Annotated in this window: 21 protein-coding genes, 2 tRNA genes and 1 CRISPR repeat array; of the genes, 12 read left to right on the top strand and 11 right to left on the bottom strand. The window is 71.3% G+C overall.

The window, feature by feature from the left end:
- Window positions 1-1152 precede the first annotated feature (1152 nt).
- The 8 genes from HDA31_RS29880 to rpmH form a co-directional block, all read right to left on the bottom strand.
- The gene (locus HDA31_RS29880; protein WP_178066986.1) at window positions 1153-2184 is read right to left on the bottom strand and encodes a ParB/RepB/Spo0J family partition protein; all 1032 of its coding nucleotides are present in this window, start codon (window positions 2182-2184) and stop codon (window positions 1153-1155) included.
- Window positions 2185-2214: 30 nt separating this feature from the next.
- Window positions 2215-3567, bottom strand: a complete 1353-nt coding sequence (locus HDA31_RS33260) for a ParA family protein (protein WP_281370216.1) — start codon at window positions 3565-3567, stop codon at window positions 2215-2217.
- A 264-nt stretch (window positions 3568-3831) separates the two neighbouring features.
- Entirely contained in the window at window positions 3832-4545 is a 714-nt protein-coding gene (rsmG, locus tag HDA31_RS29870) for a 16S rRNA (guanine(527)-N(7))-methyltransferase RsmG (protein ID WP_178067963.1), read from the bottom strand.
- A gap of 199 nt (window positions 4546-4744) precedes the next feature.
- Complete coding sequence (locus HDA31_RS29865) at window positions 4745-5335, bottom strand: Jag family protein (protein ID WP_178066987.1); 591 nt, start codon at window positions 5333-5335, stop codon at window positions 4745-4747.
- A gap of 213 nt (window positions 5336-5548) precedes the next feature.
- Window positions 5549-6532 (bottom strand): membrane protein insertase YidC, encoded by a 984-nt coding sequence (yidC, locus tag HDA31_RS29860; protein ID WP_074478252.1) that lies wholly within the window; start codon window positions 6530-6532, stop codon window positions 5549-5551.
- A 3-nt stretch (window positions 6533-6535) separates the two neighbouring features.
- Complete coding sequence (gene yidD / locus HDA31_RS29855) at window positions 6536-6823, bottom strand: membrane protein insertion efficiency factor YidD (protein WP_074478254.1); 288 nt, start codon at window positions 6821-6823, stop codon at window positions 6536-6538.
- The gene (gene rnpA, locus HDA31_RS29850; RefSeq protein WP_074478256.1) at window positions 6820-7236 is read right to left on the bottom strand and encodes a ribonuclease P protein component; all 417 of its coding nucleotides are present in this window, start codon (window positions 7234-7236) and stop codon (window positions 6820-6822) included. Before rnpA ends, yidD begins: the two co-directional genes overlap by 4 nt.
- A 36-nt stretch (window positions 7237-7272) precedes the next feature.
- On the bottom strand, window positions 7273-7410 hold the full coding sequence (gene rpmH, locus HDA31_RS29845) for a 50S ribosomal protein L34 (RefSeq protein WP_074478258.1): 138 nt from the start codon (window positions 7408-7410) through the stop codon (window positions 7273-7275).
- A gap of 204 nt (window positions 7411-7614) precedes the next feature.
- Here rpmH and HDA31_RS29840 point away from each other — a divergent pair, with 204 nt between their 5' ends.
- The 6 genes from HDA31_RS29840 (at window position 7615) to HDA31_RS29815 (ending at window position 14668) form a co-directional block, all read left to right on the top strand.
- Entirely contained in the window at window positions 7615-7848 is a 234-nt protein-coding gene (locus tag HDA31_RS29840) for a hypothetical protein (RefSeq protein ID WP_141724021.1), read from the top strand.
- A gap of 171 nt (window positions 7849-8019) precedes the next feature.
- Window positions 8020-9915 carry a chromosomal replication initiator protein DnaA gene (dnaA, locus tag HDA31_RS29835; protein WP_178062723.1) on the top strand — a complete coding sequence of 632 codons (1896 nt, stop codon included), beginning with the start codon at window positions 8020-8022 and terminating at the stop codon, window positions 9913-9915.
- A gap of 880 nt (window positions 9916-10795) precedes the next feature.
- Complete coding sequence (gene dnaN / locus HDA31_RS29830) at window positions 10796-11929, top strand: DNA polymerase III subunit beta (protein ID WP_074478262.1); 1134 nt, start codon at window positions 10796-10798, stop codon at window positions 11927-11929.
- 40 nt (window positions 11930-11969) lie between these two features.
- A complete protein-coding gene (gene gnd / locus HDA31_RS29825) occupies window positions 11970-12842 on the top strand; it encodes a phosphogluconate dehydrogenase (NAD(+)-dependent, decarboxylating) (protein ID WP_074478264.1) in 873 nt (290 codons plus the stop codon).
- A gap of 16 nt (window positions 12843-12858) precedes the next feature.
- Window positions 12859-13992, top strand: a complete 1134-nt coding sequence (gene recF, locus HDA31_RS29820; RefSeq protein WP_178062724.1) for a DNA replication/repair protein RecF — start codon at window positions 12859-12861, stop codon at window positions 13990-13992.
- Window positions 13982-14668: a DciA family protein gene (locus tag HDA31_RS29815; RefSeq protein WP_178062725.1), complete on the top strand. Its 687-nt coding sequence runs from the start codon at window positions 13982-13984 to the stop codon at window positions 14666-14668. The genes recF and HDA31_RS29815 overlap by 11 nt, the downstream gene beginning before the upstream one ends.
- A gap of 32 nt (window positions 14669-14700) precedes the next feature.
- On the opposite strand, the gene HDA31_RS29810 is transcribed toward HDA31_RS29815, so the two are convergent.
- Window positions 14701-15255, bottom strand: coding sequence for a hypothetical protein (locus tag HDA31_RS29810; protein ID WP_074478268.1), 555 nt, complete (start codon window positions 15253-15255; stop codon window positions 14701-14703).
- 519 nt (window positions 15256-15774) lie between these two features.
- Between HDA31_RS29810 and gyrB the strand changes: the two genes are divergently transcribed.
- The 6 genes from gyrB to HDA31_RS29785 all read left to right on the top strand — a co-directional run bounded on the left by gyrB (window position 15775) and on the right by HDA31_RS29785 (window position 23063).
- On the top strand, window positions 15775-17721 hold the full coding sequence (gene gyrB / locus HDA31_RS29805; protein WP_074478270.1) for a DNA topoisomerase (ATP-hydrolyzing) subunit B: 1947 nt from the start codon (window positions 15775-15777) through the stop codon (window positions 17719-17721).
- 129 nt (window positions 17722-17850) lie between these two features.
- The gene (gene gyrA, locus HDA31_RS29800) at window positions 17851-21633 is read left to right on the top strand and encodes an intein-containing DNA gyrase subunit A (RefSeq protein WP_178062726.1); all 3783 of its coding nucleotides are present in this window, start codon (window positions 17851-17853) and stop codon (window positions 21631-21633) included.
- Between the two features lie 3 nt (window positions 21634-21636).
- Window positions 21637-22548, top strand: coding sequence for a DUF3566 domain-containing protein (locus HDA31_RS29795; RefSeq protein ID WP_178062727.1), 912 nt, complete (start codon window positions 21637-21639; stop codon window positions 22546-22548).
- A 150-nt stretch (window positions 22549-22698) separates the two neighbouring features.
- Window positions 22699-22772, top strand: a tRNA-Ile gene (locus tag HDA31_RS29790).
- Between the two features lie 43 nt (window positions 22773-22815).
- Complete coding sequence (locus HDA31_RS31880) at window positions 22816-22944, top strand: DLW-39 family protein (RefSeq protein ID WP_218107428.1); 129 nt, start codon at window positions 22816-22818, stop codon at window positions 22942-22944.
- A 43-nt stretch (window positions 22945-22987) separates the two neighbouring features.
- Window positions 22988-23063, top strand: a tRNA-Ala gene (locus HDA31_RS29785).
- A gap of 439 nt (window positions 23064-23502) precedes the next feature.
- Here HDA31_RS29785 and HDA31_RS29780 read toward each other — a convergent pair.
- Together HDA31_RS29780 and HDA31_RS33255 are read right to left on the bottom strand one after the other, a co-directional pair.
- Window positions 23503-23865 (bottom strand): helix-turn-helix domain-containing protein, encoded by a 363-nt coding sequence (locus tag HDA31_RS29780; protein WP_178062728.1) that lies wholly within the window; start codon window positions 23863-23865, stop codon window positions 23503-23505.
- 1005 nt (window positions 23866-24870) lie between these two features.
- A CRISPR array of direct repeats spans window positions 24871-25325; the repeat unit is 28 nt; unit sequence CTGTTCCCCGCGCATGCGGGGGTGATCC.
- Window positions 25326-25495: 170 nt separating this feature from the next.
- Entirely contained in the window at window positions 25496-26476 is a 981-nt protein-coding gene (locus HDA31_RS33255; RefSeq protein ID WP_219824977.1) for an HNH endonuclease, read from the bottom strand.
- Window positions 26477-26638: the final 162 nt, after the last annotated feature.

The raw sequence follows: 26638 nt of genomic DNA, 5'->3' as shown, positions 1-26638 counted from the left end.
GCCTGCGCATCGGATGCGTCCGGACCCGTGGACTCCGGTGGGCGGACAGCACTGCCGGAGCCGACCTCTGGGCGCGACCCTGGGTCTGGCGTGCTGCGCGTCGGCGATCTCGGCGGTGGGGTCTTCCGGCTCTCGGTTCCACGTGAAACGGAGGCGGCGCTTCGCCCCGCACGGCCGGGGTCGCCGCCCCTGCGTCGCCTTCCGGCGCTGGACGAGTCGGACGGCTCACCCGAGCAGAGGGGGCCCGGAGCCAGGCGCCGTCACGGGTCACCACCGTCGACGTTCTCCTTGCGCCTGCAGCGACCGTAGGCCCCACCTGCGGCACCGAGCCCCGGAGCGACGGAGGCCCGTTTCACGTGGAACCAGCGGGCGGCAGGACCGAGGCAAACGGGTGCGCGCGCCGACTGGGCGGCCATACGGAGTCCACCGGCAGGGTAGAGCCGGGACGCCGCGTCCGGGAGGCGGTGTTCGGCCCGGGGCCGGCCCGGACCCGGTACCTGGCTCCGGGACCCGGCCGGGCGGCGCTGCGGGTGCTATTCGGTGCCTGCTGGGCGAGCGGACTGCGGGTGGCGTCCGGGGTCGCCCGGCGGCCCGCCGCCCTGTCGGCGACGTTGCGGTGTCCGGGGCCTCGGGACACCCCCATGTCGCCGACAGGGCGCCAGGGCCGGCCGAGAGGCGCACCGGCTCGCCCTGTCGCCAACGACCGTCGCCAACGCTGTGGCCGTACCCCATGAGCCCGGAGCCGATCGCCGGCCGGGCCTGTCCCGTCTCCTGGCATCGTGGGACCGAGCCCGCCCACCGACGGCCGGAAGGTTTCACGTGGAACGCGCCGGCAACCGCGACGCGCGGACCTCGCCGCACCGGAGGAAGGGCCGGGGCGAGGGTGGCGAACCCTTCACCGCCCCAGCAACATGCCCGGGTCGCCTGGCACCGGCCGATGCGGGGGATGCCCCGCCACAGGCGGCGCTCCGCAGGACGGCCGGGGCGTTCCGCATCGACGCCGCCTACGCGCTCATCGCGGCGGTGTCCCGCAGCGCGGCCCGGCGGTCCCGCCCGCCCCGACGGCAGCCCTGCCCGGCGCAGTCGCCCGGGACGCGTCGGCCGCGTCGTCCCGGGTGGGACGGCGCGGCCGACGGGCGGGCAGGGGCGGGCTCAGTCCTCGGGGGTCTCCTCCTCCTGGCCGACCCCGATGATGCCGACGATTCGCTCCAGGTCGTCGACCGTGGCGAACTCGATGGTGATCTTGCCCTTGCTCCGGCCGATGTCCACCTTCACCCGGGTGTCGAACCGGTCGGAGAGCCGGTCCGCGAGGTCCGTGAGGGCCGGGGCGTGCGCCGTGGTCCGCCGCTTCGCGGCCGGGGCCTTCGCCGGCCCGTCCGCCAGGGCCAGCGCGACGATCTCCTCGGTCGAGCGGACGGAGAGCCCTTCGGCGACGATGCGCGCCGCGAGTTGCTCCTGCGCCTGCGCCTCGTCCAGGCTCAGCAGCGCGCGGGCGTGGCCGGCGGAGAGCAGCCCGGCGGCGACGCGCCGCTGCACCTGCGCGGGCAGGTTCAGCAGCCGGATGGTGTTGGAGATCTGGGGGCGGCTCCGGCCGATCCGGCGGGCCAGTTCCTCGTGGGTCGCGCCGAACTCCTCCAGCAGTTGCTGGTATGCGGCGGCCTCCTCCAGCGGGTTGAGGTTGGCCCGGTGGATGTTCTCCAGCAGCGCGTCCCGGAGCATGGCGTCGTCGCGGGTGTCCCGGACGATGGCGGGAATGTTCTCCCGGCCGACCGCCTGCGCCGCCCGCCACCGGCGCTCGCCCATGACGAGCTCGTACTTCTCGCCGTCCAGGGCCCGCACCACGATCGGCTGGAGGAAGCCGACCTCCTGGATGGAGGTCTTCAGCTCCTCCAGGGCGTCCTCGTCGAAGACCTGGCGAGGTTGCTTCGGGTTGGGGACGATCGCATCGACCGGCACTTCGGCGAACCGGGCACCGGGCACCGGGCTGAGTTGCGGCTCGGACAGCGGCACGGCCGCGGCGACTTCGACGTCGGCCGGCGTCATCACCGGGGCCGGCGCCGAGGCCGGGACGAATGCCTCGTCGTCTTCGGGCATCGCCGTCGTCGTCTCGACGGGCTGGACCGGGCCGGTGGGGATCAGTGCCCCGAGCCCTCGACCCAGACCGCCCCGAGGACGGTTCTTCATACGATGCCTCCCAGCGACTTGTCCGCACCACTACGCATTCCGGCTCACCGGCTCCTTGACCCCACGCTCGGCGATCTCCTGGGCGGCTTCGAAGTAACTCGTCGCCCCCCGTGATCCGGGATCGTAGGTCATGACCGACTGGCCGTAACTCGGTGCCTCGGAGACCCTGACGTTGCGGGGAATCACCGCCTGGAGGACCTTGTCGCCGAAGTGGTTCCGGACGTCCTGCTCCACCGCGTCGGCCAGCCGCGTCCGCCGGTCGTACATGGTGAGCAGGATGGTGGAGACGTCGAGCCTGGGGTTGAGGTGCTTCCGGACCAGGTTGATGTTGTTGATCAGCTGGTTCAGCCCTTCCAGCGCGTAGTACTCGCACTGGATGGGGATGAGCACCTCCTGCGCGGCCACCAGCGCGTTGACGGTGAGCAGGCCCAGCGACGGCGGGCAGTCGATGAAGACGTAGTCGAAGTGGCCGGGGTAGGCCTCGATCGCCCGGGACAGCCGCGACTCACGGGCGACGACCGACACCAGCTCGATCTCCGCGCCCGCCAGGTCGATCGTGGCCGGCACGCACCACAGGTTGGGGATGCCCTCGACGCCCTGGGCCACCTCCTCCAGGGGAACGCTGTTGATCAGGCAGTCGTAGACGTCCGGCACCCCGGTGTGGTGCGGGACGTTCAGCCCGGTCGACGCGTTGCCCTGCGGGTCGAGGTCGACCACGAGGACCCGGTTGCCGTGCAGGGCGAGCGCCACCGCCAGGTTCACCGTGGTCGTGGTCTTCCCCACGCCGCCCTTCTGGTTGGCGACGCACATCACCCGGGTCCGCTCCGGACGCGGCATGGTCACCTCGCCACTCGGATTAAGGATCTGCACGGCGCGCATTGCCTCCATAGCCAACGGTGGGTCATCCTCTTCGCGCGTCGGGGTTTCACGTGAAACGTACGCGGCATCGGCCGGTTCGGCGCCATAGGCTCCGCCCGGCGACGCCGGCGTGTCGACTGGAACGGCGGCCCTCGGGGTCGCGCCGGGCACCACGTGCGGTGCGGACTGCTGGGGCAGGACGGCGGCGGGCCGGGGTGTCGACCCGACGTGAGCGGAGAACCCGGGATCGGGACGGTCGGCCTCCGGAGCATCGCCGGGTTGACCGGCCCTGCCGTACACCGTCCCGGTCGCCTCCGCCTGCGAGGCGGCACCGCCTCCCGCGCCGGGGCCGGCTGGCGGGGCGTCGCCGCGGGGAACGGGGTCGCTGCCGTGCGGGTACGCCGCAGCCCCGTACGGGTCACCGGGCCAGCCGGGCGCGCCTGTTTCACGTGAAACAGGGCCAACTGCGGACCGTTCTCCGCGCCCGTTCACCCGTGGATCGTCGTACCTGCCGTCGTCATGCACCTGTCATCCCTACCCGCTCCGGATGGTCGGTCCGCACCCCGTCGTCTTGGCCACGCTCATTCGCATCACGGAGCCTACGGCCCGGCGGGAGCGGCCGGGACCCCCTGGCGGCCAGATGCCGTCCGCTCCACACTATCGACGCGCGGTCAGCCTACGGCGGACGGGCGCGGCCGGTCCACGCCGGGTTTTCCCGGCCGCGCGTATCCGCACCCGGATCAACGACCCGAGCTGCGGTGGGAAGCCGACCGAGGGGAGGAAGCGGGCTCAGCGGCCCCGGCGACGCCCGCCGCGCGAGCGCTTCGCCGCCGACTTGACGCGGGGCTGGTTCACCACCCGCTCACGCACGATCTCCACCACCGTCGCCGGCGGCTCGATCACGCCGACCCCGCAGAGCTGCACGCTCGGCTCGCCGCCGCCCAGCTTCGCGACGGCCTCGGCGTGTTCCGCGATCTCCTCGGCGGCGGACACACCCTTCATGGCCACCAGCCGCCCCCCGCGCACGGTCAGCGGCAGGCACCACGCGGCGAGGCGGTCGAGCGGGGCGACGGCGCGGGCGGTCACGACGTCCGCGCTGAAGGGACCGACCCCGGTGGAGCCGGTCGCCGCCTCCTCGGCCCGCCCCCGGAAGACGCGGACCGTCTTCGCCAGCCCCAACTCCTCGACCACCTCGACGAGGAACGAGGTGCGGCGGGACAGCGGCTCGACCAGGGTGACCGTCAGGTCAGGCCGCGCGATGGCCAACACCAGCCCGGGCAGGCCGGCACCCGAGCCGACGTCGAGCACCGACGCGTCCGGCGGGATCCGTTCCGCCACCGCGGCGCAGTTGAGCAGGTGCCGGTCCCAGATCCGCGGCGCCTCCCGTGGCCCGATCAGGCCGCGGACCACCCCGTCGGTGGCGAGCACTTCCGCGTACGCGGCGGCGAGGTCGAGCCGGTCGCCGAAGAGGGCACGGGCGGCTTCCGCCAGCTCCGGCGGCAGCGTCGCGGCCGCCGGATCCGGCGTCTCTCCGGTCGGGTGGGGCGAATCGTCCCCGGGGACCGGTGCGGTCACGCCGGACGGCGCGGCCCCGGCGCGGGGCACCTCGTCGGCCGACCCGGGCCGGGCAGGCGACGGCCCGGGCAGCGCGCCGCCCGGGCCGGACACGGTGTCAGCCGTGGTGTCGTCGTGGGTCACCCGGTCAGTCCGCGGGCCGGACGACGATGCGACGGTTCGGCTCGACGCCCTCGGACTCGCTCTCCACGCCGCTCATCGCGTTGACGACGTCGTGGACGCACTTACGCTCGAAGGCGGACATCGGTTCGAGCCGCACCGGCTCCCCGTACTCCTTGACCTTCTCCACCGCGTTCTTGGCGACGGCGGCGAGCTCCTTGCGCCGGGTGGCGCGGTATCCGCCGACGTCGAGCAGCAGCCGGCTCGGGGTCCCGGTCTGCCGGAACACCGCCAGCCGGGCCAGCTCCTGGAGCGCCTCCAGGGTGGCCCCGCGCTGCCCGACCAGGTTCTGCAACCGGCCGCCAACGACCTCGACCACCGGACGCCCACCGGACACCAGCTCGTCGATGTCCCCGTCGTAGTCGAGGATGTCGAGCAGCCCCTCGACGTAGTCGGCGGCGATCTCGCTCTGCCGGAACAGCTCGCTCTCGGCCGGCGCCTTCTTCTCCCGGGGGGCGGCCCCGGTCTCGGCCTCCTCCTCGGTGTCGTCGGTGGCCTCGATCGGCGCGCTCTCCTCGTCCACTGACTTGTCAGCGCTGGGGATGCTGGTCTCGGTCACGGTCTCATCTCCGTACTCGCTCGGCCGGACCGTCGGGTCCGCTGGTTCCCCGGGGCCGGCGGGAGGTCGCCGGTGCCCACGGGCACGTCTGTACGGGCGGCTGTCGCCCGCGGCCGCGCTGCGCGCGGTGGGTCGGGCCCGGCGCTGCCCCACGGACGGCGGCCAGGGCCCGGTCCCGTCCGCGCCGGGCGGCCGGCGCGGACGGGGGAGGCGTCAGCCCTGGCGCTTGGCCGGGCCGCTCTTCTTCGGGTTGACCGGCTTGGCGCCCGGCTTCGGGCCGGCGACCTTCGGCGTCGCCGGGGCCTGCTTGACCGGGGCGGGGGCGGCCTTGCGACCGAACAGGCCGGCGGTCTTGGCCGGCTGGACCGGGCTGGTGGACTTGACGCCGGTGCGGCCCGGGGTGGGCGGCGGCGGGTACTTGCGCAGCACCCACTGCTGCTGGCCGAGGGTGAAGAGGTTGTTCGTGACCCAGTAGATGATCACACCGATGGGGAAGATCGCGCCGGAGACGAGCAGCGACAGCGGGATGCCGTAGAGCATCAGACGCTGCACCATCTTCTGCTGCGGGTCCTCCGCCCAGCCGGTCTTGAGGATCATCTGGCGGCTGGTGAGGTAGGTGGTGCCCATCATCACCAGGACCAGGATGCCGGCGATCACCTTCACGGTGGTGCCGTTGGCCCCGAGGCGGGCCAGCTCGTCGGCCGTCGAGCCGAACTTGCCGGCGATCGGCGCGGTGAAGAGTTTGGCGCTGGAGGCGCTGTCGAACTGCTCGACCGTCCAGCCGTAGAGCGTCTTGTTGACCTTGGCGGGGTCGAGGCGGCGCAGCACGTGGAAGAGGCCGAGGAAGACCGGGATCTGGAGGAACATCGGAAGGCAGCCCATGAGCGGGTTGGCCTTTTCCTTCCGGTAGAGCTCCATCATCTCCTTCTGGAGCGTCTCCCGGTCACCCTTGTGCTTCTCCTGGAGCTCCTTCACCTTGGGCTGGAGCGCCTGCATGGCCCGCTGGGACTTGATCTGCTTGACGAAGACCGGGAACAGGATCACCCGGACGGTGACCACCAGGAAGACGATGGCCAGGATCCAGGCCCAGTTCGTCCCGATCACCGCGTCGACCGGCACTCCGATGGCGTCCCAGGCCGAGTGCCAGGTCAGCAGGATCCACGAGATCGCGTAGTAGATCCAGTCCAGACTGAACAATTCTCAGGCTCCAGTCACTTCGGCACGGCGGCGACCGCCCGGCTCGGGCACCGGGTCGTGTCCACCAGGGTGAAAGGGGTGGCAGCGCAACAACCGTCGGACCGTCAGGCCGACCCCCCGGATCGCGCCGTGCCGGGCCACGGCCTCAAGGGCGTACGCACTGCACGACGGGTAGAACCGACAGCGGGCCGGCAGCGCCGGGCTTATCCAACGACGGTACGCGACGATGGGGCCGGTCAGCACCCGGGCACCCAAGCCCGTCGGCCGCGAAGCGGTGGAATCGCTGCTCATCGGGGCCGCCGCCCCCGGGGGGCGCGGGCTGCGGCGATCGCCGCGTCGAGGTCGGCCCCGAGCCGGGGGTAGGACGCCTCGGCTGCGGCCGGGAGTGCCCGTACGACCAGGGTGCTGCCTTCGGGCAGGGCCGCGAGCCGCTCGCGGACCAGGTGCCGCAACCGACGCCGGACCGCGTTACGGACCACGGCCGGGCCGACGGCCTTGGACACGACGAAGCCGGCGCGGGTCGCTGCGGCGGTGTGCTCCGCAGCGGTGGTCCGCGCCGGCTCCGGCGAGACGTCCGTCGGTGTCCCCGATGTGCCGGGCAGGGTCAGGTGGACGACGAGCACGCCACGGCCCGCCCGGCGACCAGCCCGGACCGCTGCGGCGAAGTCACTGCTGCGCCGCAGTCGTTGCGCGGCGGCCAGCACGACTGCCCACGTCCCCCGGACCGGCCTCGGTCGGCCTCAGGCCGACAGGCGGGTGCGGCCCTTGGCGCGACGGGTCGAGATGATGGCGCGGCCGGCCCGGGTGCGCATGCGCAGCCGGAAGCCGTGGGTCTTCGCGCGCCGGCGGTTGTTCGGCTGGTAGGTGCGCTTGCTCACGTCAGGCTCTCCGTTTTCGTACGCCCCGGGCGCAGGACCGCCGGGGTCGTGTGGTGGTCCAGGCCACCTCGGCGGTGGCCCCCGATCGGTGCTGCCCGGCGGCGCGGGACCTCGACGATGCGGGGCAGGCGACCGCGGACAGCAAGCACGCACCACCCTAGCAGAGGGCGGCAGAGCAGCCGTTCCAGCCTACGCAGCGGGGCAATGAGCGTCAAACATCCCGCAACGCCCCTGACCACGACCGAAGCGCTGCTTTTCACTGATGTCGCCAAGGGCGCCACCGCGTCGACGGTTGATGGCCCCGGCCCCGCGCTGTTAGCGTGCGCGTTTGCGGTCGGCGTCGTCGCCCCGTTCCCGTCGTCGGGCGAGACGGTCGTCGTCGAGCAGGACCGGACTCGGGCAAGACCCGACCAGGCAGTGAATCGTTCGGCACGGTGAAACCCGCTTCAGCGCCCGTTCAGACAGGGGGCAGGTCCCACCCGCTTCGGGCGGGGGGCCACAATCGGTCAGTACACACAGGCTGTGGATAACTTGTGGACGACGGCCGGTGAGTCGTCCGGCTGGACCACCGCGGCGGTCGGGAGCAGAAGCGAGGGGGGTGGCACGACGGTGGCCGGTACGACCGACCTAGCCGCGGTGTGGACGGCGACCACGGACGAACTCGCCGACGAGATCATCTCCGCGCAGCAACGCGCGTACCTGCGGCTCACCCGGCTCCGCGCGATCGTCGAGGACACCGCCCTGCTCTCCGTGCCCGACGCCTTCACCCGCGACGTGATCGAGTCCCGGCTGCGCCCGGCCATCACCGAGGCGCTGACCCGGCGGCTGGGCCGCCCGATCCAGGTGGCGGTGACCGTCCGGGTCGCCGAGGACCCCTCGGGCCGCCCCGCCGGCACGGTCTACCGCAGCGCCCCGGACGGCGGTCCGGGCGAACAGCCCGCCCTCGACGGGTCCGTCGGCTTCGCCGTCCCGCCGGCGTTCGACCCCCGGGGCTACGACGAGCCCGGCGCGGGCCGGGGTGGGCCGGCGCTCGGCTTTCCCGCCCCGGCCCACCCCGGTCACGACGAGTCGGGCGTCGACCACGCGCGGCCACCCCGCCCGGGTCAGGGCGACGCCCCCGGGCATCCCGGGCCCGGGGACGCGGAGCCCGGGCAGGCGGGGCCGGCCCCCGCCGACGAGGGGCACCGCCCCGGGCTCGTCCCGGCCGCCCGCGACGCCCAGGAGCCCCTGTTCGGCGACGCCTTCGCCGAACCGCTGCTGCCCGGCGCCGACCGCCGCGGCTTCGAGGAGCGGCCCCGGCTCGACGTCGGCGGCGGGGCCCGGCCCTACGACGTGCGGTACCCGGCGGCCGCCGGGCCGGGGCCCCAGCGGCTGCCGCGCGACGGCGGCACCGACAGCGGACCGGGTCGCAGTGGCATGGATCACCGTCCGGGCGGCCGGGACGACCGGCGGCTGCCCGGCGGGGCGGAGACCGGGGGGAACCGGCTCAACCCGAAGTACATGTTCGAGACGTTCGTCATCGGCTCGTCCAACCGGTTCGCGCACGCCGCGTCCGTCGCGGTCGCCGAGTCGCCGGCGAAGGCGTACAACCCGCTGTTCATCTACGGCAGCTCGGGGCTGGGCAAGACACACCTGCTGCACGCCATCGGCCACTACGCCACGACGCTCGGCAACGCCCGCTCGGTCCGGTACGTCTCGACCGAGGAGTTCACCAACGACTTCATCAACTCGGTCCGCGACGACAAGACGAGCGCGTTCCAGCGCCGCTACCGCGACGTCGACATCCTGCTGATCGACGACATCCAGTTCCTGGAGAACCGCGAGCGGACCCAGGAGGAGTTCTTCCACACCTTCAACACGCTGCACAACGCCAACAAGCAGATCGTCGTCACCTCCGACCGCTCGCCGAAGCAGCTCGCGACGCTGGAGGACCGGCTGCGCACCCGGTTCGAGTGGGGGCTGCTGGCCGACATCCAGCCGCCCGACCTGGAGACCCGGATCGCGATCCTGCAGAAGAAGGCGGCCCAGGAGCGGCTCTACGCGCCGCCGGACGTGCTGGAGTTCATCGCGTCCCGGGTGTCGAACTCGATCCGGGAGCTGGAGGGGGCGCTGATCCGGGTCACCGCGTTCGCCAGCCTCACCCGGTCCACCGTCGAGCTGTCGCTGGCCGAGGAGGTGCTGCGGGACTTCATCCCCGACGGCGCCGGCCCCGAGATCACCGCCGACCAGATCATGGTCTCCACCGCCGACTACTTCGGGGTCAGCCTGGAGGACCTGCGCGGCCACTCCCGCTCCCGGGTGCTGGTCAACGCCCGCCAGGTCGCCATGTACCTGTGCCGGGAGCTGACCGACCTGTCGCTGCCCCGGATCGGGCAGGCGTTCGGCGGTCGGGACCACACGACCGTCATGCACGCCGACCGCAAGATCCGTCAGCAGATGGCGGAGCGCCGCTCGCTCTACAACCAGATCGCCGAGCTGACCAACCGGATCAAGCAGACCACCTGAGGCGTACGCCCACCACGCCCTCGCCCGCAGCGGCGACCGACGCCCGGCCGACCACGGCCGGGCGTTCTCGCATTCCGGGGCGGCGTCGACCCCCGCGCCCGACCACCCGGATCGCCGTGACGCCGGTCACTTCCCACCCCCGGAGCCGTCGTCCACAGGCGTGCCGGGACGCCTCGTGTTGACCCTCGACCCGGTTCAGGCCCCAGGATCGGCGCATGCCCGTCCACAGTTTCCACACGCTGTCCACAGCCGGTTGTCCACCGGCGGTGGAAAACTACGCACGGTCCGACCTCGGTTACCCACAGGCTGTGGACAAACCCTGGGGACGGTCCTGTGGACGCCTGTGGACGGCTGTGGACGACGACGCCCGTCGCCCACAGGCGGGCGGAGGGCTGTGGGCTTCCTGTTGAAGGTTCTGGGGACAACGACGTGAAGACCGTTACGGCCCGTCCACAGGACTGGGGAGAAAGTCGGTGGATAACCGGTGGATAACCGGTGGACGGCGGTGGACAACTCGGTGGATCGGCGGGCCTGTGGACGACCGGCCGGGTTTCCCCCCGGGTTCTCCACAGGCTAACCACCGGTGGATAACGTGTCTGACCTGCGCAGACGCGGGTTTTCCACAGTTTGCACAGGTGCTACGAAGACGATGAGTTTGTTCTTCTAAGAGAACAAAAACCAATCATCACCGTTGGACTTCCTGTGGATGGGGCCGGAACGGCCGGAGACGGTCGCTCCGGCACCGGCCCGATCCACGGGGTCGGGCGCACAGCCGATGCCCGCGCGCCCTAAGGTGCGATGGGAACCCGCACAGTCGGGCGGGACGGTGGGCAGCGGTCGGCATGAGAGAGTTGTCGCTGACGTCGACGCGGAGGCATTGATGAAGTTCCGAGTGGAGCGCGACGCGCTCGCCGAGGCCGTGGCGTGGACCGCGAAGAGCCTGCCCAACCGGCCGTCCGTGCCAGTCCTGGCCGGCGTGATGCTCCGGGTGACCGACGGCAACCTGCAGGTCTCCGGCTTCGACTACGAGGTCTCCAGCCAGGTGACCGTCGAGGTGCAGGGCGACGCCGACGGGGCCGCCCTGGTCTCCGGCCGGCTGCTCGCCGAGATCACCAAGGCGCTCCCGGCGAAGCCGGTGGACATCGCCGCGGTCGGCGCGCACCTCGAACTGGTCTGCGGCAGCGCCCGGTTCACCCTGCCCACCATGCCGGTGGAGGACTATCCCGCCCTGCCCGAGATGCCGGAGAGCACCGGCACGGTCGACGCGGCCGCGTTCGCCGCCGCCGTCGCCCAGGTCGCCGTCGCCGCCGGTCGGGACGAGACGCTGCCGATGATGACCGGCGTCCGCATCGAGCTCTCCGGCGGCAACCTGGCCATGCTCGCCACCGACCGCTACCGCCTCGCCCTGCGCGAGATGGAGTGGCACCCGGACGACCCGGACGTGAGCGTCAACGCCCTGGTGCCGGCGCGCACCCTGCACGACACCGCCAAGGCCCTCGGCCCGCTCGGCGGCCACGTGACGATGGCCCTCTCCCAGGGGGCCGCCGGCGAGGGCATGATCGGCTTCTCCGGCGGCACCCGGCGCACCACCAGCCGGCTGCTCGACGGCGCGAACTACCCGCCGGTGCGGTCGCTCTTCCCCGCCAGCCACAACGCCGAGGCCCGCCTCGCCGTGAGCACCCTCATCGAGGTCGTCAAGCGGGTGGCGCTGGTCGCCGAGCGCACCACCCCCGTGCTGCTCAGCTTCAGCAGCGACGGCCTCGTGGTGGAGGCGGGCGGCACCGAGGAGGCGCGGGCCAGCGAGGCCATGGAGGCCACCTTCACCGGCGACCCGCTGACCATCGGCTTCAATCCGCAGTACCTCATCGACGGGCTCGCCAACCTGGGAGCCCAGTTCGCGCAGCTCGCGTTCGTCGACGCCTTCAAGCCGGCGGTGATTTCCCCCGCAGGCGAGGATGGCGAGGTCATCCCCGGGTACCGGTACCTCATCATGCCGATCCGCGTCTCCCGCTGATCGCGCACACCCGACCCGGACGCAGCGGAGGTAGGAACACATGCAGCTCGGCCTCGTAGGACTCGGCCGCATGGGCGGCAACATGCGCGAGCGGCTGCGCGCCGCCGGTCACGAGGTGGTCGGCTACGACCGCAACGCCGACCGCAGCGACGTCACGAGCCTGGCCGAGCTGGCCGAGAAGCTCGACGGCCCCCGGGCCGTCTGGGTGATGGTCCCCGCCGGCGTCACCGACACCACCATCGACGCCGTCGCCGAGCACCTCGGCGACGGCGACCTCATCATCGACGGCGGCAACTCCCGGTTCAGCGACGACGCCCCCCGGGCCGAGCGCCTCGCCACCCGCGGCATCGGTTACCTCGACGTCGGCGTCTCCGGCGGGGTCTGGGGCAAGGAGAACGGCTACGCCCTGATGGTCGGCGGCGCGCAGGAGCACGTCCACCGGCTGATGCCGATCTTCGAGGCGCTCAAGCCGGCCGGCGAGCACGGCTTCGTGCACGCCGGCCCCGTCGGCGCCGGCCACTACGCCAAGATGGTGCACAACGGCATCGAGTACGGCCTCATGCACGCCTACGCCGAGGGCTACGAGCTGCTGACCAAGTCCGAGCTGGTCACCAACGTGCCGGGCGTGTTCAAGTCCTGGCGCGAGGGCACCGTCGTCCAGTCCTGGCTGCTCGACCTGCTCGACCGGGCCCTCGACGAGGACCCGGACCTGTCCGACCTCAGCGGCTACACGGAGGACACCGGCGAGGGCCGGTGGACGGTCGACGAGGCCATCCGCCTGGCCGTGCCGCTGAACGTCATCGCCGCCTCGCTGTTCGCCCGGTTCACCTCCCGGCAGGAGGACTCCCCCGCCATGAAGGCGGTCGCCGCCCTGCGCCAGCAGTTCGGCGGCCACGCCGTCCACAAGCGCTGAGCGGCGTCCACCACCCGTGTACGTCCGCCGGCTCGAACTGGTCGACTTCCGCTCCTACGAGCGGGTCGCCGTCGACCTCGAACCCGGCCCCAACGTGCTGGTCGGCGCCAACGGCACCGGCAAGACCAACCTCGTCGAGGCGCTCGGCTACGTGGCGACCCTGGGCTCGCACCGGGTCGCCACGGACGCCCCGCTGGTCCGGCTGGGGGCCACCTCGGCCGTGATCCGCTGCGCGGTGGCGCACGACGGGCGGGAGCTGCTGGTCGAGCTGGAGATCGTCCCCGGCAAGGCCAACCGGGCGCGGTTGGGCCGTTCACAGGCCCGGCGGGCCCGCGACGTCCTCGGCGCGCTGCGCCTGGTGCTGTTCGCCCCGGAGGACCTGGAACTCGTCCGTGGCGACCCGGGAGAACGCCGCCGCTACCTCGACGACCTGCTGGTCAGCCGCCAACCCCGGTACGCCGGGGTGCGCGCCGACTACGAACGGGTCGTCAAGCAGCGCAACGCGCTGCTGCGGACCGCGTACCTGGCCCGGAAGACCGGCGGGTCGCGCGGCGGCGACCTGTCCACCCTCGCCGTCTGGGACACCCACCTCGCCCGGCACGGTGCCGAACTGCTCGCCGGCAGGCTGGAACTCGTCGCCGCGCTCGGCCCGCACGTCACCAAGGCCTACGACGCGGTCGCCGCCGGCAAGGGCGCGGCGGGGATCGCGTACCGGCCGTCGGTGGAGCTGGCCGACCCGGTGGCGGACCGGGCGGCGCTGGCCGAGGCGCTGCTCGCGGCGCTGGCCGAGTCCCGGTCCGCCGAGGTGGAGCGCGGCACCACGCTCGTCGGCCCGCACCGCGACGACCTGGCCCTCACCCTCGGCCCGCTGCCCGCCAAGGGGTACGCCAGCCACGGCGAGTCCTGGTCGTTCGCCCTGGCCCTGCGACTGGCCGGATACGACCTGCTCCGCTCCGACGGCATCGAGCCCGTGCTGGTGCTCGACGACGTCTTCGCCGAGCTCGACGCGGGCCGCCGCGAGCGGCTGGCGGGGCTGGTCGGCGGGGCGAGCCAACTGCTGGTGACCTGCGCCGTCGACGACGACGTGCCGGCCGGCCTGCACGGCGTCCGCTACTCGGTCGGGGAGGGGGAGGTGCGCCGTGCCGGATGAGCAGGAGCTGCCGCCGGCCCGGCTCGGGCCGCGTACCCCCGCTGTCGGGGCGGGCGGTCGGGACGCCACAGCCCGGGGCGGCGGCGCACGCCGTGGTGCTGGCCGGGCGGCCGACGGGACCGGACGCTCCGCCGACCCGGCCGCCGAGGGCGGCGGCGACGCGCCCGCCGGGGCGGCGGGACCGGAGCTGGCCCGGGCGGTCCTGGACGCCGCGCGGGCCCGCCGCGAGGCGGCGGCCAAGACCCGTCGGCGCAGCGTCGTCTCCGGCGACGGCGAGGGCGGCCGGCGGCTACGCGGCTACTCCGGGCCCGGTCCGGACCCCCGCGACCCGCAGCCGCTGGGCGTCGTGCTGGGCCGGCTGATGAAGGCGCGCGGCTGGGAACAGCCGGCCGCCGAGGCGACCGTGTTCGGCGCGTGGGAGCGGGTCGTCGGCCCCGAGGTGGCCCAGAACAGCCGCCCGGTCAAGCTGGAGGACGGCGAGCTGACCGTCGAGGCCCGGTCCACTGCGTGGGCGACCCAGCTGCGGCTGCTCGCCGCCTCCCTGCTCCGGCAGATCGCCAGCGAGGTGGGCCACAACGTGGTGCGCAAGCTGCACATCCACGGGCCGGCCGCGCCGTCCTGGTCCCGGGGGCCGCGCCGCGTGCGGGGCCGGGGCCCCCGCGACACGTACGGCTGACGCCCCGGGCCGCCCGACGGGCCCCGGGCGGGTCAGGCGTCGGCGTAGACGGCGAAGCCCCGGTCGGCGCAGCGGCGGTAGAAGGCCGCGAGCACGCCCAGCTCGGCACAGGTGAAGTCCCACTGCGGCGGGTCGCCGTTCTCGTCGCGCAGGGCGTCGAGGCGGGTGTCGAGCCAGCGCAACTGCTGCTCGGCGAGGCGGCCGTCGCCGAGCAGCCCGCGCAGCACGGTGCTGACCGAGTCGAAGGTGACCGTCTCCCCGTGCGGCCGGTGCCCGGCCACGAAGCGCTCGATCCCGCCGGCGATCCAGGCGCAGCCGTCCGGGTCGATCACCGGGTCCTCGTCCTCGGCGGCGGCCTCCGTGGCGTAGAGCACATTCTCCAGCCCGAGCAGCAGGTCGACCAGCTCCGTGTACGCGGTCGCCCGGACCGTGCCGGTCTTGGCGATGTGTTCGGCGAGGGCCGCCGTCGGCGCGGAGATCCGCGGCAGGTCGACGATCTCGCCGAAGTCGACGAACTCGGCCGGTGCGACCGGATCGTAGAAGCGGCCGGTCCGCGGCCAGTGCACCGCGACGTTGTCCAGCCCCATCTGGCGTCACCCCTTGAGAGCACGTGTCGAAGCGTTCGGGTCGATCGTCCGGTTCCGACCGGAAAAGATCAAGACCAGCCACGCTGGGCGCCGCAAACCTACGCCCACCGTCCCTCCCGCCGCGACCCCGACCCCCCCGCGTCCCGGCGGCGGCGCCGCCACCCGATCCGGGGCTCGCGTGTAGGGGGAGTCGCGGGTGGCGCGGATCGGCCGGCTACGGAGTTCTCAGCCGCCGCGAAGGGGTGCCGAGTGGCGGTTCTGTCGTCTGCGCACAGTAAGATTGAGGGCGAGACGAAGACCCGACACGGTGCGACGGACACGGGCCCACCGGGCCCGAGATCAATTGTCCCACGTCGGGTCGAGCCGATCGCGATCCGCGGGCATCCGCGGCGACCGGCGCTCCGGCCCGTGCCCCGGTTCACGCCCGGTGCCGGTCCGCGCGCCGACGTCGCGTCCTGTCCGCCGAACCCGCGCCCGACTCGCCGCTTGCGGCGCGGCGGCGCGAGAAAGTGGCCGAGGGTGGCAGCGCAGGACAAGCAGGAGTACGGCGCCGAGTCGATCACCGTCCTCGAAGGGCTGGAGGCGGTTCGCAAGCGGCCGGGCATGTACATCGGGTCGACCGGCGAGCGTGGTCTGCACCACCTGGTGTGGGAGGTCGTCGACAACGCGGTCGACGAGGCGCTCGCCGGCCACTGCGACACCATCGACGTGGTGCTGCTGGCCGACGGCGGGGTCCGGGTCACCGACAACGGGCGTGGCTTCCCGGTCGACCTGCACCCCAAGTTGAAGAAGCCCGGCGTCGAGGTCGCGCTCACCGTGCTGCACGCCGGCGGCAAGTTCGACGGCAAGGCGTACGCGGTCTCCGGCGGTCTGCACGGCGTCGGCGTCTCCGTCGTCAACGCCCTCTCCACGAAGATGGCGGTGGAGATCCACAAGTCCGGTTTCGTCTGGCGGCAGCAGTACGCCAACTCCAAGCCGTCGCCGCTGGAGAAGGGCGAGACCACCGACCGCACCGGCTCGGCCGTCGCCTTCTGGCCCGACGCCGACGTCTTCGAGACCGTCGACTTCGACTTCCAGACCATCTACCGCCGCCTCCAGGAGATGGCCTTCCTCAACCGGGGCCTCACCATCCACCTGCTCGACGAGCGGGTCCCCGAGGGCGAGGAGGGCAAGACCCGCGAGGTCACCTTCTGCTACAAGGGCGGCATCGCCGACTTCGTCCGGCACCTCAACGCCTCGAAGACCCCGATCCACAAGACGGTGGTCGAGTTCGGGGCCGAGGAGGAGGGCATGTCGGTCGAGATCGCGATGCAGTGGAACGAGTCGTACGGCGAGTCGGTCTACACCTTCGCCAACACGATCAACACGCACGAGGGCGGCACCCACGAGGAGGGCTTCCGCGCGGCGCTGACCAGCGTGGTCAACCGCTACGGAGCGGACAAGAAGCTGCTCAAGGGCGACGAGAAGCTCTCCGGGGAGGACATCCGCGAGGGCCTCGCCGCGATCATCTCGGTCAAGCTGGCGAACCCGCAGTTCGAGGGCCAGACCAAGACCAAGCTCGGCAACACCCCGGTGAAGAGCTTCGTGCAGCGGGTCTGCAACGAGTGGCTGGTCGACTGGTTCGACCGGAACCCCGCCGAGGCGAAGATCATCATCACCAAGGCGTCCCAGGCCGCCCGCGCCCGCATCGCCGCCCAGCAGGCGCGCAAGCTGGCCCGCCGCAAGTCGCTGCTGGAGTCCGGCTCGATGCCGGGCAAGCTCGCCGACTGCCAGTCCACCGACCCGCGCGAGTCCGAGGTCTTCATCGTCGAGGGCGACTCGGCCGGCGGCTCGGCCAAGCAGGGCCGCGACCCGCGCACCCAGGCGATCCTGCCGATCCGCGGCAAGATCCTCAACGTGGAGAAGGCCCGGATCGACCGGGTGCTGAAGAACAACGAGGTCCAGGCGCTGATCACCGCGCTGGGCACCGGCATCCACGACGACTTCGACATGGAGAAGCTGCGCTACCACAAGGTGGTGCTGATGGCCGACGCCGACGTCGACGGCCAGCACATCCAGACGCTGCTGCTCACCCTGCTGTTCCGCTTCATGCGGCCCCTGGTCGAGCTGGGCCACGTCTACCTGGCCGCCCCGCCGCTCTACAAGATCAAGTGGAACAAGAAGGGCGACGACGCGCAGTACGCGTACTCCGACCGCGAACGCGACGGGCTGATCGCGCTGCGCCAGCAGAAGAAGCCCAACGCCAAGCCGGACGACATCCAGCGCTTCAAGGGCCTCGGCGAGATGAACTACCCCGAGCTCTGGGAGACCACGATGAACCCGGCGACCCGCACCCTGCGTCAGGTCACGCTCGACGACGCGGCGGTGGCCGACGAACTGTTCAGCGTGCTGATGGGTGAGGACGTCGAGGCACGCCGCTCGTTCATCCAGCGCAACGCCAAGGACGTCCGCTTCCTGGACATCTGACGGAGCCGGCGGGCCCGCCCGGCCGTCCACCGGCGGCCCGCCGATCCACAGAGTTATCCACAGCTCGGCCGGTTTCCACAGCGGTTATCCACAGCACGAAACCGACTCTGATTCTGATAAGGGTTAACAGTGACCGATTCCCCCGAGTCCACCCCGAGCGAGCCCGAGGTCCCCGAGACCCCCGCCGCCGCAGTCGTGGCGCACGACCGGATCGAGCCGGTCGGCCTTGAGGTGGAGATGCAGCGCTCCTACCTCGACTACGCCATGAGCGTCATCGTCGGGCGGGCGCTGCCGGACGTCCGGGACGGGCTCAAGCCGGTCCACCGCAAGATCCTCTACGCCATGTTCGACTCCGGCTACCGGCCGGACCGCGGCTACGTGAAGTGCTCCCGGGTCGTCGGCGACGTGATGGGCCAGTTCCACCCGCACGGCGACTCGGCGATCTACGACGCGCTCGTCCGGATGGCGCAGCCCTGGTCGCTGCGCTACCCGCTGGTCGACGGCAACGGCAACTTCGGTTCGCCCGGAAACGACCCGGCTGCGGCCATGAGATATTGTGTAACCGCAAATGTTCGTATTCGTACCGCCGATGGTGCGGTCCGGATCGGTGACATCGTTCCCGACGCCGCGCCGAGCAGCGAGACCGACATCGAGCTGAAGGTCCGCGACCGCAACGGCGACCTGGTGCGGGCCTCCAAGTTCTTCCACTCCGGCGAGCACCCGACGCTGCGGCTGCGCACCCGCGAGGGGTACGAGCTGACCGGCACCCACAACCACCCGGTCCTCTGCCTGGTCGACGTGGCCGGCGTGCCGACCCTGCTGTGGAAGCTGCTCGCCGAGATCGGCCCCGGCGACCGGGTGGTCATCCAGCGGACGGTGCCGGACGAGATCGGCTACCCGATGCTGGAGCACGTCGAGGCGGCCGTCCTCGCCGGCGCGTTCGTCAGCGAGGGCTGGGTGTCCGAGGGCCGGGCCGGCTTCAACAACACCGACCGCGAGTTCTTCGTCCGGGTCCTCGCGGCCTACGACCTCGCCGTCGGCGGCCCGCGCTACGTCAGCCAGCGCACCATCGCCTCCGGCAGCCTGCTGCACGAGCTCGATGTCCAGAACCTCTCCGCGCTGCGGGAGAGTGTCCTCGGCGAGCTGGTCGGGGCGCGGAGTGCGGCGAAGTTCGTGCCGGAGTTCGTCTGGCGGGGGCCGGCCGCGATCAAGCGGGCCTTCCTCCAGGCGCTCTTCGAGGGGGACGGCTCGTCCTCGCTGCTGCCCCGCAACACCATCCAGGTCTCGTACTCGACCCGCAGCGAGCGGCTGGCCCGTGAGGTGCAGCAGCTACTGCTGGAGTTCGGTGTCATCAGCCGGCAGTGCCGGTACGACAACGGCGAGATCAAGGTCGTGGTGACCAACCGCCGCGACGCCCGGATCTTCGCCCAGCAGGTCGGCTTCCTCGGCCGCAAGCAGGCCAAGCTGGAGTCGGAGCTGGCCCAGGTGCCGGCGAGCAGCACCGCCCTCTCCGGCGACCACGTGCCGCTGGTCGGCGACTTCGTCCGCGAGCACGGCGCCACCCGGTGGACCGAGCGGGACTGGCTGCGCCGGCACAACGTGGACCGGATCGAGCGCTGGGAGCGGGACCGCGACGAGATCGTGGCCCGGATCACCGAGCGCGAGGTGCTCGACGTGGTCGAGCCGCTGGTCGACGGCCGGTTCTACTACGCCGAGGTGGCCAGCGTCACGGACGCCGGGGTGCAGCCGGTCTACAGCATCCGGGTGGACACGGACGACCACTCGTTCGTCTCCGACGGTTTCGTCAGCCACAACACCGAGTGCAAGCTCGACCCGCTGGCGATGGAGATGCTGCGGGACATCGACGAGGACACCGTCGACCTCCAGGACAACTACGACGGCCGGGCCAAGGAGCCCACCATCCTGCCGTCGCGGATCCCGAACCTGCTGATCAACGGCTCCGAGGGCATCGCGGTCGGCATGGCCACGAAGATCCCGCCGCACAACCTGCGCGAGATCGGCGCGGCGGTGCAGTGGTGCCTGGAGAACCCGGACGTCGACGAGGCGACGACCCTCGACGCGCTCATCGAGATCGTCAAGGGCCCGGACTTCCCCACCCACGGTCTGATCGTGGGCACCCAGGCGATCCAGGACGCGTACCGCACGGGTCGCGGGTCGATCCGGATGCGGGCCGTGGTGGAGGTCGAGGAGGACAAGCGGGGCCGCCCGGCGCTGGTGGTCAGCGAGCTGCCCTACCAGGTGAACCCGGACAACCTGGCCGAGCGGATCGCCGAGCTGATCAAGGAGGGCAAGCTCGCCGGCATCGCCGACATCCGGGACGAGTCCTCCGGGCGTACGGGCATGCGGATCGTGCTCGTGCTCAAGCGCGACGCGGTCGCGAAGGTGGTGCTGAACAACCTCTACAAGCACACCCAACTCCAGGAGACGTTCGGCGCGAACATGCTGGCGCTGGTCGACGGGGTGCCGCGCACGCTCAACCTGGCCCAGTTCCTGCGCTACTACGTCGAGCACCAGATCGAGGTGATCCGGCGGCGGACGGCGTTCCGGCTGCGCAAGGCCGAGGAGCGGGCGCACATCCTGCGCGGTCTGAGCAAGGCGCTGGACGCCCTGGACGAGGTGATCGCTCTGATCCGGCGGTCGCCGACGGTGGAGGACGCCCGGCAGGGCCTGATCCGGCTGCTGGAGATCGACGAGATCCAGGCGACCGCGATCCTGGACATGCAGCTGCGCCGGCTGGCGGCCCTGGAGCGGCAGCGGATCCTCGACGACCTGGCGAAGCTGGAGCTGGAGATCGCCGACCTGAAGGACATCCTGGCCAAGCCGGAGCGGCAGCGGCGGATCGTCTCGGAGGAGCTGGGCGAGATCGTCGCGAAGTGGGGCGACGAGCGGCGTACGAAGATCGTGCCGTTCGACGGCGAGGTCTCGATGGAGGACCTGATCGCCCGCGAGGACGTGGTGGTCACGATCACCCGGACGGGATACGCGAAGCGGACGAAGGTCGACCTGTACCGCTCGCAGCGGCGCGGCGGCAAGGGCGTCAGCGGGGCCACGCTGCGGCAGGACGACATCGTCAGCCACTTCTTCGTGTGCTCGACGCACGACTGGATCCTGTTCTTCACGAACAAGGGCCGGGTGTACCGGGCCAAGGCGTACGAGCTTCCGGAAGCCAGTAGGGTAGCCAAGGGCCAACACGTGGCCAATCTGCTCGCGTTCCAAGCGGACGAGCAGATCGCGCAGATCATCGAAATCCCGAACTACCAGGTGGCCCCCTACCTGGTACTGGCCACGAAGAACGGCCTGGTGAAGAAGACGCGGCTCGAGGAGTTCGACTCCAACCGTTCCGGCGGAGTCATCGCGATCAACCTGCGCGATGAGGACGAGCTGGTCGGTGCTGCCCTCGTCGCCCCGTCCGACGATCTGCTGCTGGTGTCGAAGAACGCGCAGGCGATCCGCTTCAACGCCACGGACGAGGCGCTGCGGCCGATGGGCCGGGCCACGTCGGGCGTGATCGGCATGCGGTTCAGCGACGACGACGTCCTGCTGGCCATGGAGGTGGTCCGCGAGGGGCTGGACGTTCTGGTGGCCACGAACGGGGGATACGCGAAACGTACCCCGATCGAGGAATACCCGGTGCAGGGCCGGGGAGGTAAGGGCGTGCTGACTGCGAAGATCACCGAGCGCCGCGGTGGTCTGGTCGGCGCTGTGGTGATCCACCCGGACGACGAGCTGTTCGCGATCACGAGCAACGGTGGCGTCATCCGGACTCCGGTGAAGCCTGTACGCCGTACGCGTGACCGGAACACAATGGGGGTCAAGCTGATGGACCTCCCGGACGGCGTGACTATCGTGGCGATTGCTCGCAATGCCGACGAGCCTGACGAACAGGACTAGTTGATGACGGAGACACAGGCGAAGTCGGGGAACAAGGGGACCTCGGCCAACCCGGTCGACGAGGAGGCCGCCGCGAAGGGCGGCGCACCAGCGACCGGCCGCGCGGCCGTGGGCCGGGCAACCGTCCCCGCCGACGCGCCTGCCCCGAAGTTCACCCGGGCGCCCGGTATGGCGCCGCCGCCGGACTCACCCGGCGACGATTCGGGGGCGAGCGACAAGACCGAGACATCCGGCATCGACGCGCCCACCTCCGCGGCGGCTCCGGCCGTGGCGGCGGGCAGTGCGGCCCGCCCGGCGACGACCCAGCCGATCAGGACCGGCGGCGGGCAGCCGGCGGCGGGCAGCAGCGCCGTCACGGGCACCCTGCCGCGCATCGGGGGCGGCGCCACGAAGCCGCAGCCGGACGGCGCTCGGCCGGCCGGCCTCGGTCGTCCCGCCACCGGGGGCGGGCTGCCGCCGGGGGTGGCCGGCGCGTCGGCCGTCGGGGCCGCCCGCGTGGGTGACGCGGTGCGCGCGGCGCGTACGTCGGTCAGCTCGGCCGCGTCGCGCGGGCCCCGCCGGGCCCGGCTGAACCTCAAGCGGATCGACCCGTGGTCCGTGATGAAGTTCGCGTTCGCCGTCTCCGTCGTGCTGTTCATCGTGGTGGTCGTGGCCACGTCGGTGCTCTACCTGGCGCTCGACGCGATGGGCGTGTTCCAGAGCGTCAACGACAGCCTGACCGACCTGGTGGCCGCCGGCGGGCAGGGCAGCAGCACCTTCCAGATCACCGCCAAGGGCGTGATCCTGAGTTCCGCCCTGATCGGCCTGGTCAACGTCGTGTTGTTCACCGCGCTGGCGACTCTCGGCGCGTTCGTCTACAACGTCTGCGCCGACCTGGTCGGCGGGATCGAGCTGACGCTCGCCGAGCGGGACTGACCGCGTCCGACGCCGGGGCGCGCCGCGTAAAGCGGTCGCCCCGGCGTCGTGCGTCCGGGTAGTTTCGGGGTACGGCGGGGCGCGTGCTGCTCGGCGGCCCCCGATTTGGGGCGCGGCGGGCGGATGCGTTAACCTTGGCCGTCGCCACGCGGGGCTATAGCTCAGTCGGTTAGAGCGCAGAGCTGATAACTCTGAGGTCGCTGGTTCGATTCCAGCTAGCCCCACCGCACATCGTTCCGACGGCTGTCGAGCGCAAGGGGTCGCCCCATGTTCAAGAAGCTTCTGATTCTGGCCGGCGTCGTCGGTGTGGCTGCCCTGGTCGCTCGGAAGGTCAAGGCCTCCAACGACGAGCGGGCCCTGTGGCACGAGGCGACCACCGCGCCCGACCTGCGCTGACCGTCTCTTCGACTGCCAGCTCCGGGCGGTTCCGCCCGCCCTCGGGGCCCTAGCTCAACTGGCAGAGCACTGCCTTTGCAAGGCAGGGGTTAGGGGTTCGAGTCCCCTGGGCTCCACCAGCACGAACACCGGTTGATCTCGACTCCGAGTACAGCCATCTGTACAGCCAAGCGACTCGCCCATCCAGTGGCAAACCCGTGTCGACCGGCGTGCGTGCAGCGAAGCACCTCGTTCCGCTGGTGACAGGATCCCCGGTCCAGGTGAATGGTCTGTGCCAGGACCGGGGACGTTCAACCTGGATGTCGTCAGGGACGACGGCCTCCCATGGCCCGGCACGATCGGCAGGGGATCCACTCAAGTATCTCGGTTCCCGTCTCCGGCGACGCGAACACCCACTCGTTGCGTCCGCCGTTGCCTGCGCAGTCGGTGCACACTAGCCAGGGCTGCCATCCCTGCTCGGTCTCGACCAGAATGGTGGACGGCTGATTCGACATGGCTTGGACTCCTTCGAATCGGTCACGGGGTCACGTCCGTTGCAGCGGCCGTGGCCCCACTTCTCTATGTGGCTGTCACCTCGTGACCACCGTTGGTGGGCTGGCCCCAGCGGCTGATCGCCGAGCGGGAGTAGCCGGTCAACTCCGCGATGCGCCGGTAAGGAACCCCGGCGGCTACCGCGTGCAGGACGCGCGGCCGTAGCGCCTCGTCAACCTGCTCTAGCTCCTTCAGTAGCCGCAGGCGTTCTGCTCCGAAGCCGGCGATCCTGCTGACCGCCGCTGCCCGCTCCTGCTCGGGCAGGTCCGGCGTTGGGATTACCTCGTAGCGGTAGCGCCCGGCAGTGAACGAGTGGCCCGCTTCGGGTGCTGGCGTGCCGGTCGTCTCGGGGGTCTCCTGTCGATCACGTCGACGCTGGCGCTTGCCCATGTCCCGATGCTACCTCTGGCGTCCCGAGCGGGACAAGTCGTCCCGGCAGAGTGGTATGGGATCGGTGAGGAGCGCAAGGGAGGCGTGAGCCCGGAGTGCCTGGTGAACTAAGCGCTCGGAGCAGCGTTCGTTGATGAAGATGGCCAAGGGCAAGCCGAGCGCCGAGTAGGCGGCCAACGGAACCTGCGCGAGGCGATCCGGAGGGCGAACGTTCGAGGTGAGTGTCGTGTTGGGCTTGGTCGGCTCGGAGCTGCCTGTGATCTGTTGCCGAATTGGCCTGTACTAGATCAAGGCGCTCCGCGCGGCGCGGGCCGGGGCGCGGCAACCGGCTCCTACGGAGCCGCCGCCCCGGCCGCCTACGGCGCCGGGGCGGAAAGTCAGCCGGCCCGCAAACCACGCCCCGCCCCGCGCGTCACCCCTGGTTCCGTGAGGAACCGGTGACGAGTCCCGGACTGACCGGGACCACGCGACATCTCTCCCGTCGAGCTCTTCATCCTCGTGAACCTCACCGCGGACCGGTCGACGGTCGGCCTGGGCGAGTTGCCGAACGGAACACCGTTGGCCGCTCCCGGGCCGGTGTGGGGAAGAGGTGAAGGTGGGAGAGGGGGCGGCGGGTGAGGGGCGGGGTTGGGGTTAAGGCTGCCTCCGGCGGGGGCCCAACGACTCCGGGATGGAGTTGCCGAACGGTTGCGGTCGTGGGTGGTTGGGGTGGGATGCCATCCCGTCCACCGCCGACCCAGGCAGAGCCGAGCAGACCAGGGCCAGGGCGACAAGGTCGTTCGTCCGGTAGGGCGCTCCACCTTGTCACCCTGGCCCTGGCCCGCTCCACGGTGTGTGGGTCGGCGGCGGACGGGATGGCAACAGCGGGGGCGCGGTGCGCGCCAAGCGCGGCGAGTCGGCGGTACCTTGTCACCAGCAACCAGGGCGGCACGGGCGGAGAGGATCTTGGTCGGGCAAGTGAATGAAATCGGCGCTGTTGATCTTTAGCGGTCCAGGTCAGGAAGTCTGTTCCCCGCGCATGCGGGGGTGATCCCTGGAAGATCACCGTGCCGGTCCCGTCGACGAGCTGTTCCCCGCGCATGCGGGGGTGATCCCCGCTCCGAGCCGCCGTCCAACGGCGAGCTGTCCTGTTCCCCGCGCATGCGGGGGTGATCCGCCATTCGATCGATGGTCGCCGCGTGGGCTGGCCTGTTCCCCGCGCATGCGGGGGTGATCCCTCCCGAAGCGGACCGGCAAGGCACAGAAGGTCCTGTTCCCCGCGCATGCGGGCGTGATCCCTACATGCTGGAGCGCAACGTCAGTGCCACCTGCTGTTCCCCGCGCATGCGGGGGTGATCCGGAGCAGCCTGTGTCCGCCACCGCCCGGCCCAGCTGTTCCCCGCGCATGCGGGGGTGATCCCAGATCGCGCGCCAGCTCGTCGAGCATCCCGTCCTGTTCCCCGCGCATGCGGGGGTGATCCGGGCAGCGCAGAGGCAGCGAAACGGTTGCCAGTCGTTGATGGTGCCCGGGGCCGGCCGTGCACCATGGCCACCTGAGCAGCACCAGAAGGCAACGGCTTGCAGTCGATGGTGCGCCACATCGGCGTTCGGGACGAAGAGTTCAGCCCGCTCCGGGGCCAGGTGCAGGCGGCTAGGCGGTTCCTATAGATGCTGATGACGTGGCCACCAGCGCCTTCAGCTGTTCAACCGTCAGCCAGGGGCTGCCGCGGTGGGCCATCCGGTGGCAGTTCGAGCAGATCAAGGCGAGGTCGCTGAGCCGGGTGTGGGTCTCGCCGGAGACGTGCAGTGGAGTCCGGTGGTGGCACTCGATGTAGTCGCGTCCTCTGTCGCCGTAGACGCGTTGGAAGTCGAATCCGCATACCTCGCAGGCGATGGCGACGCCGCGGCGTTTGGCGTCGGCCAGCTTCTGGCGTCGGAGCTTCGGGTTGCGCTCTCGGCGAAGGTGAGCCCGCAAGGTGACCCCGCCTTCGCGCGCCGACATCTCGTCGAGGTCGGGATCGTTGCTTACTGGCTCGGCTTCGGCTTCTTCGCGAAGCAGCTCACGGATACGGGCAGCCAGCGCCTGCATCTCGGTCGGTTGATCCTGGAACTCCTGGCGTACCAGCTTGTCTAGTTGGTTGCCGTTGCTGCTGTCGGCCACGATGTTGTAGGTCTTCAGGGCGACGCCGGCTGGGTTGCGGAAGTCTGGATTCCGACGACCGCGGTGGATAGCAGGGCTTTGCAGTAGCTCTGATAGGGCTCGTACTCGTTCGTCGTTGGCGTCGAGCTGTCGCCAACCGTTGGTCAGTACGAGGTCGCACGCGAGAATGATTTCGTCCCGAGTCCAGTCCGGATTCGGCAGGAAGGCGACCATGAAGCCGAGTGCTTCTAGTCGTTGGGCAACTGTCTTGTCGCCGCCGCTGAAGTTAGCGGGACCCCAAGCCGTTCCAGTGCTGACGCCGTGTGCGTACCCGATGATCGCCTTCGAGTCGTAGAGGCTCCCCTGATAGTCGAGGTAGTAGGCTCGCGACCTGCCAAAACCGGTCGACTTGAGGAAGGCATCTCGGCCGAGCCGGTCGAATTCTTCTACCGCGGCAAGCACACTGGCACGGGTTACATCGGCGAGGGTCACCGGCCGAGGCTACGACGCCCGTGCGACAGGGCCGTAGGGCACCTGTCGATGGGCCGCAACTCAGGCGAATGCATGCAACTGGGCCGCCCGGAACGCAGGGTCGGAAGATGGCTGTACAGCCATTCGTACAGCCAAGCCCGCCGACGGACACGGTCCGGGGGC

This window comes from Micromonospora carbonacea, assembly GCF_014205165.1.
GTDB lineage: Bacteria > Actinomycetota > Actinomycetes > Mycobacteriales > Micromonosporaceae > Micromonospora > Micromonospora carbonacea.
This window is presented reverse-complemented; position numbering and strand designations above follow the sequence as displayed.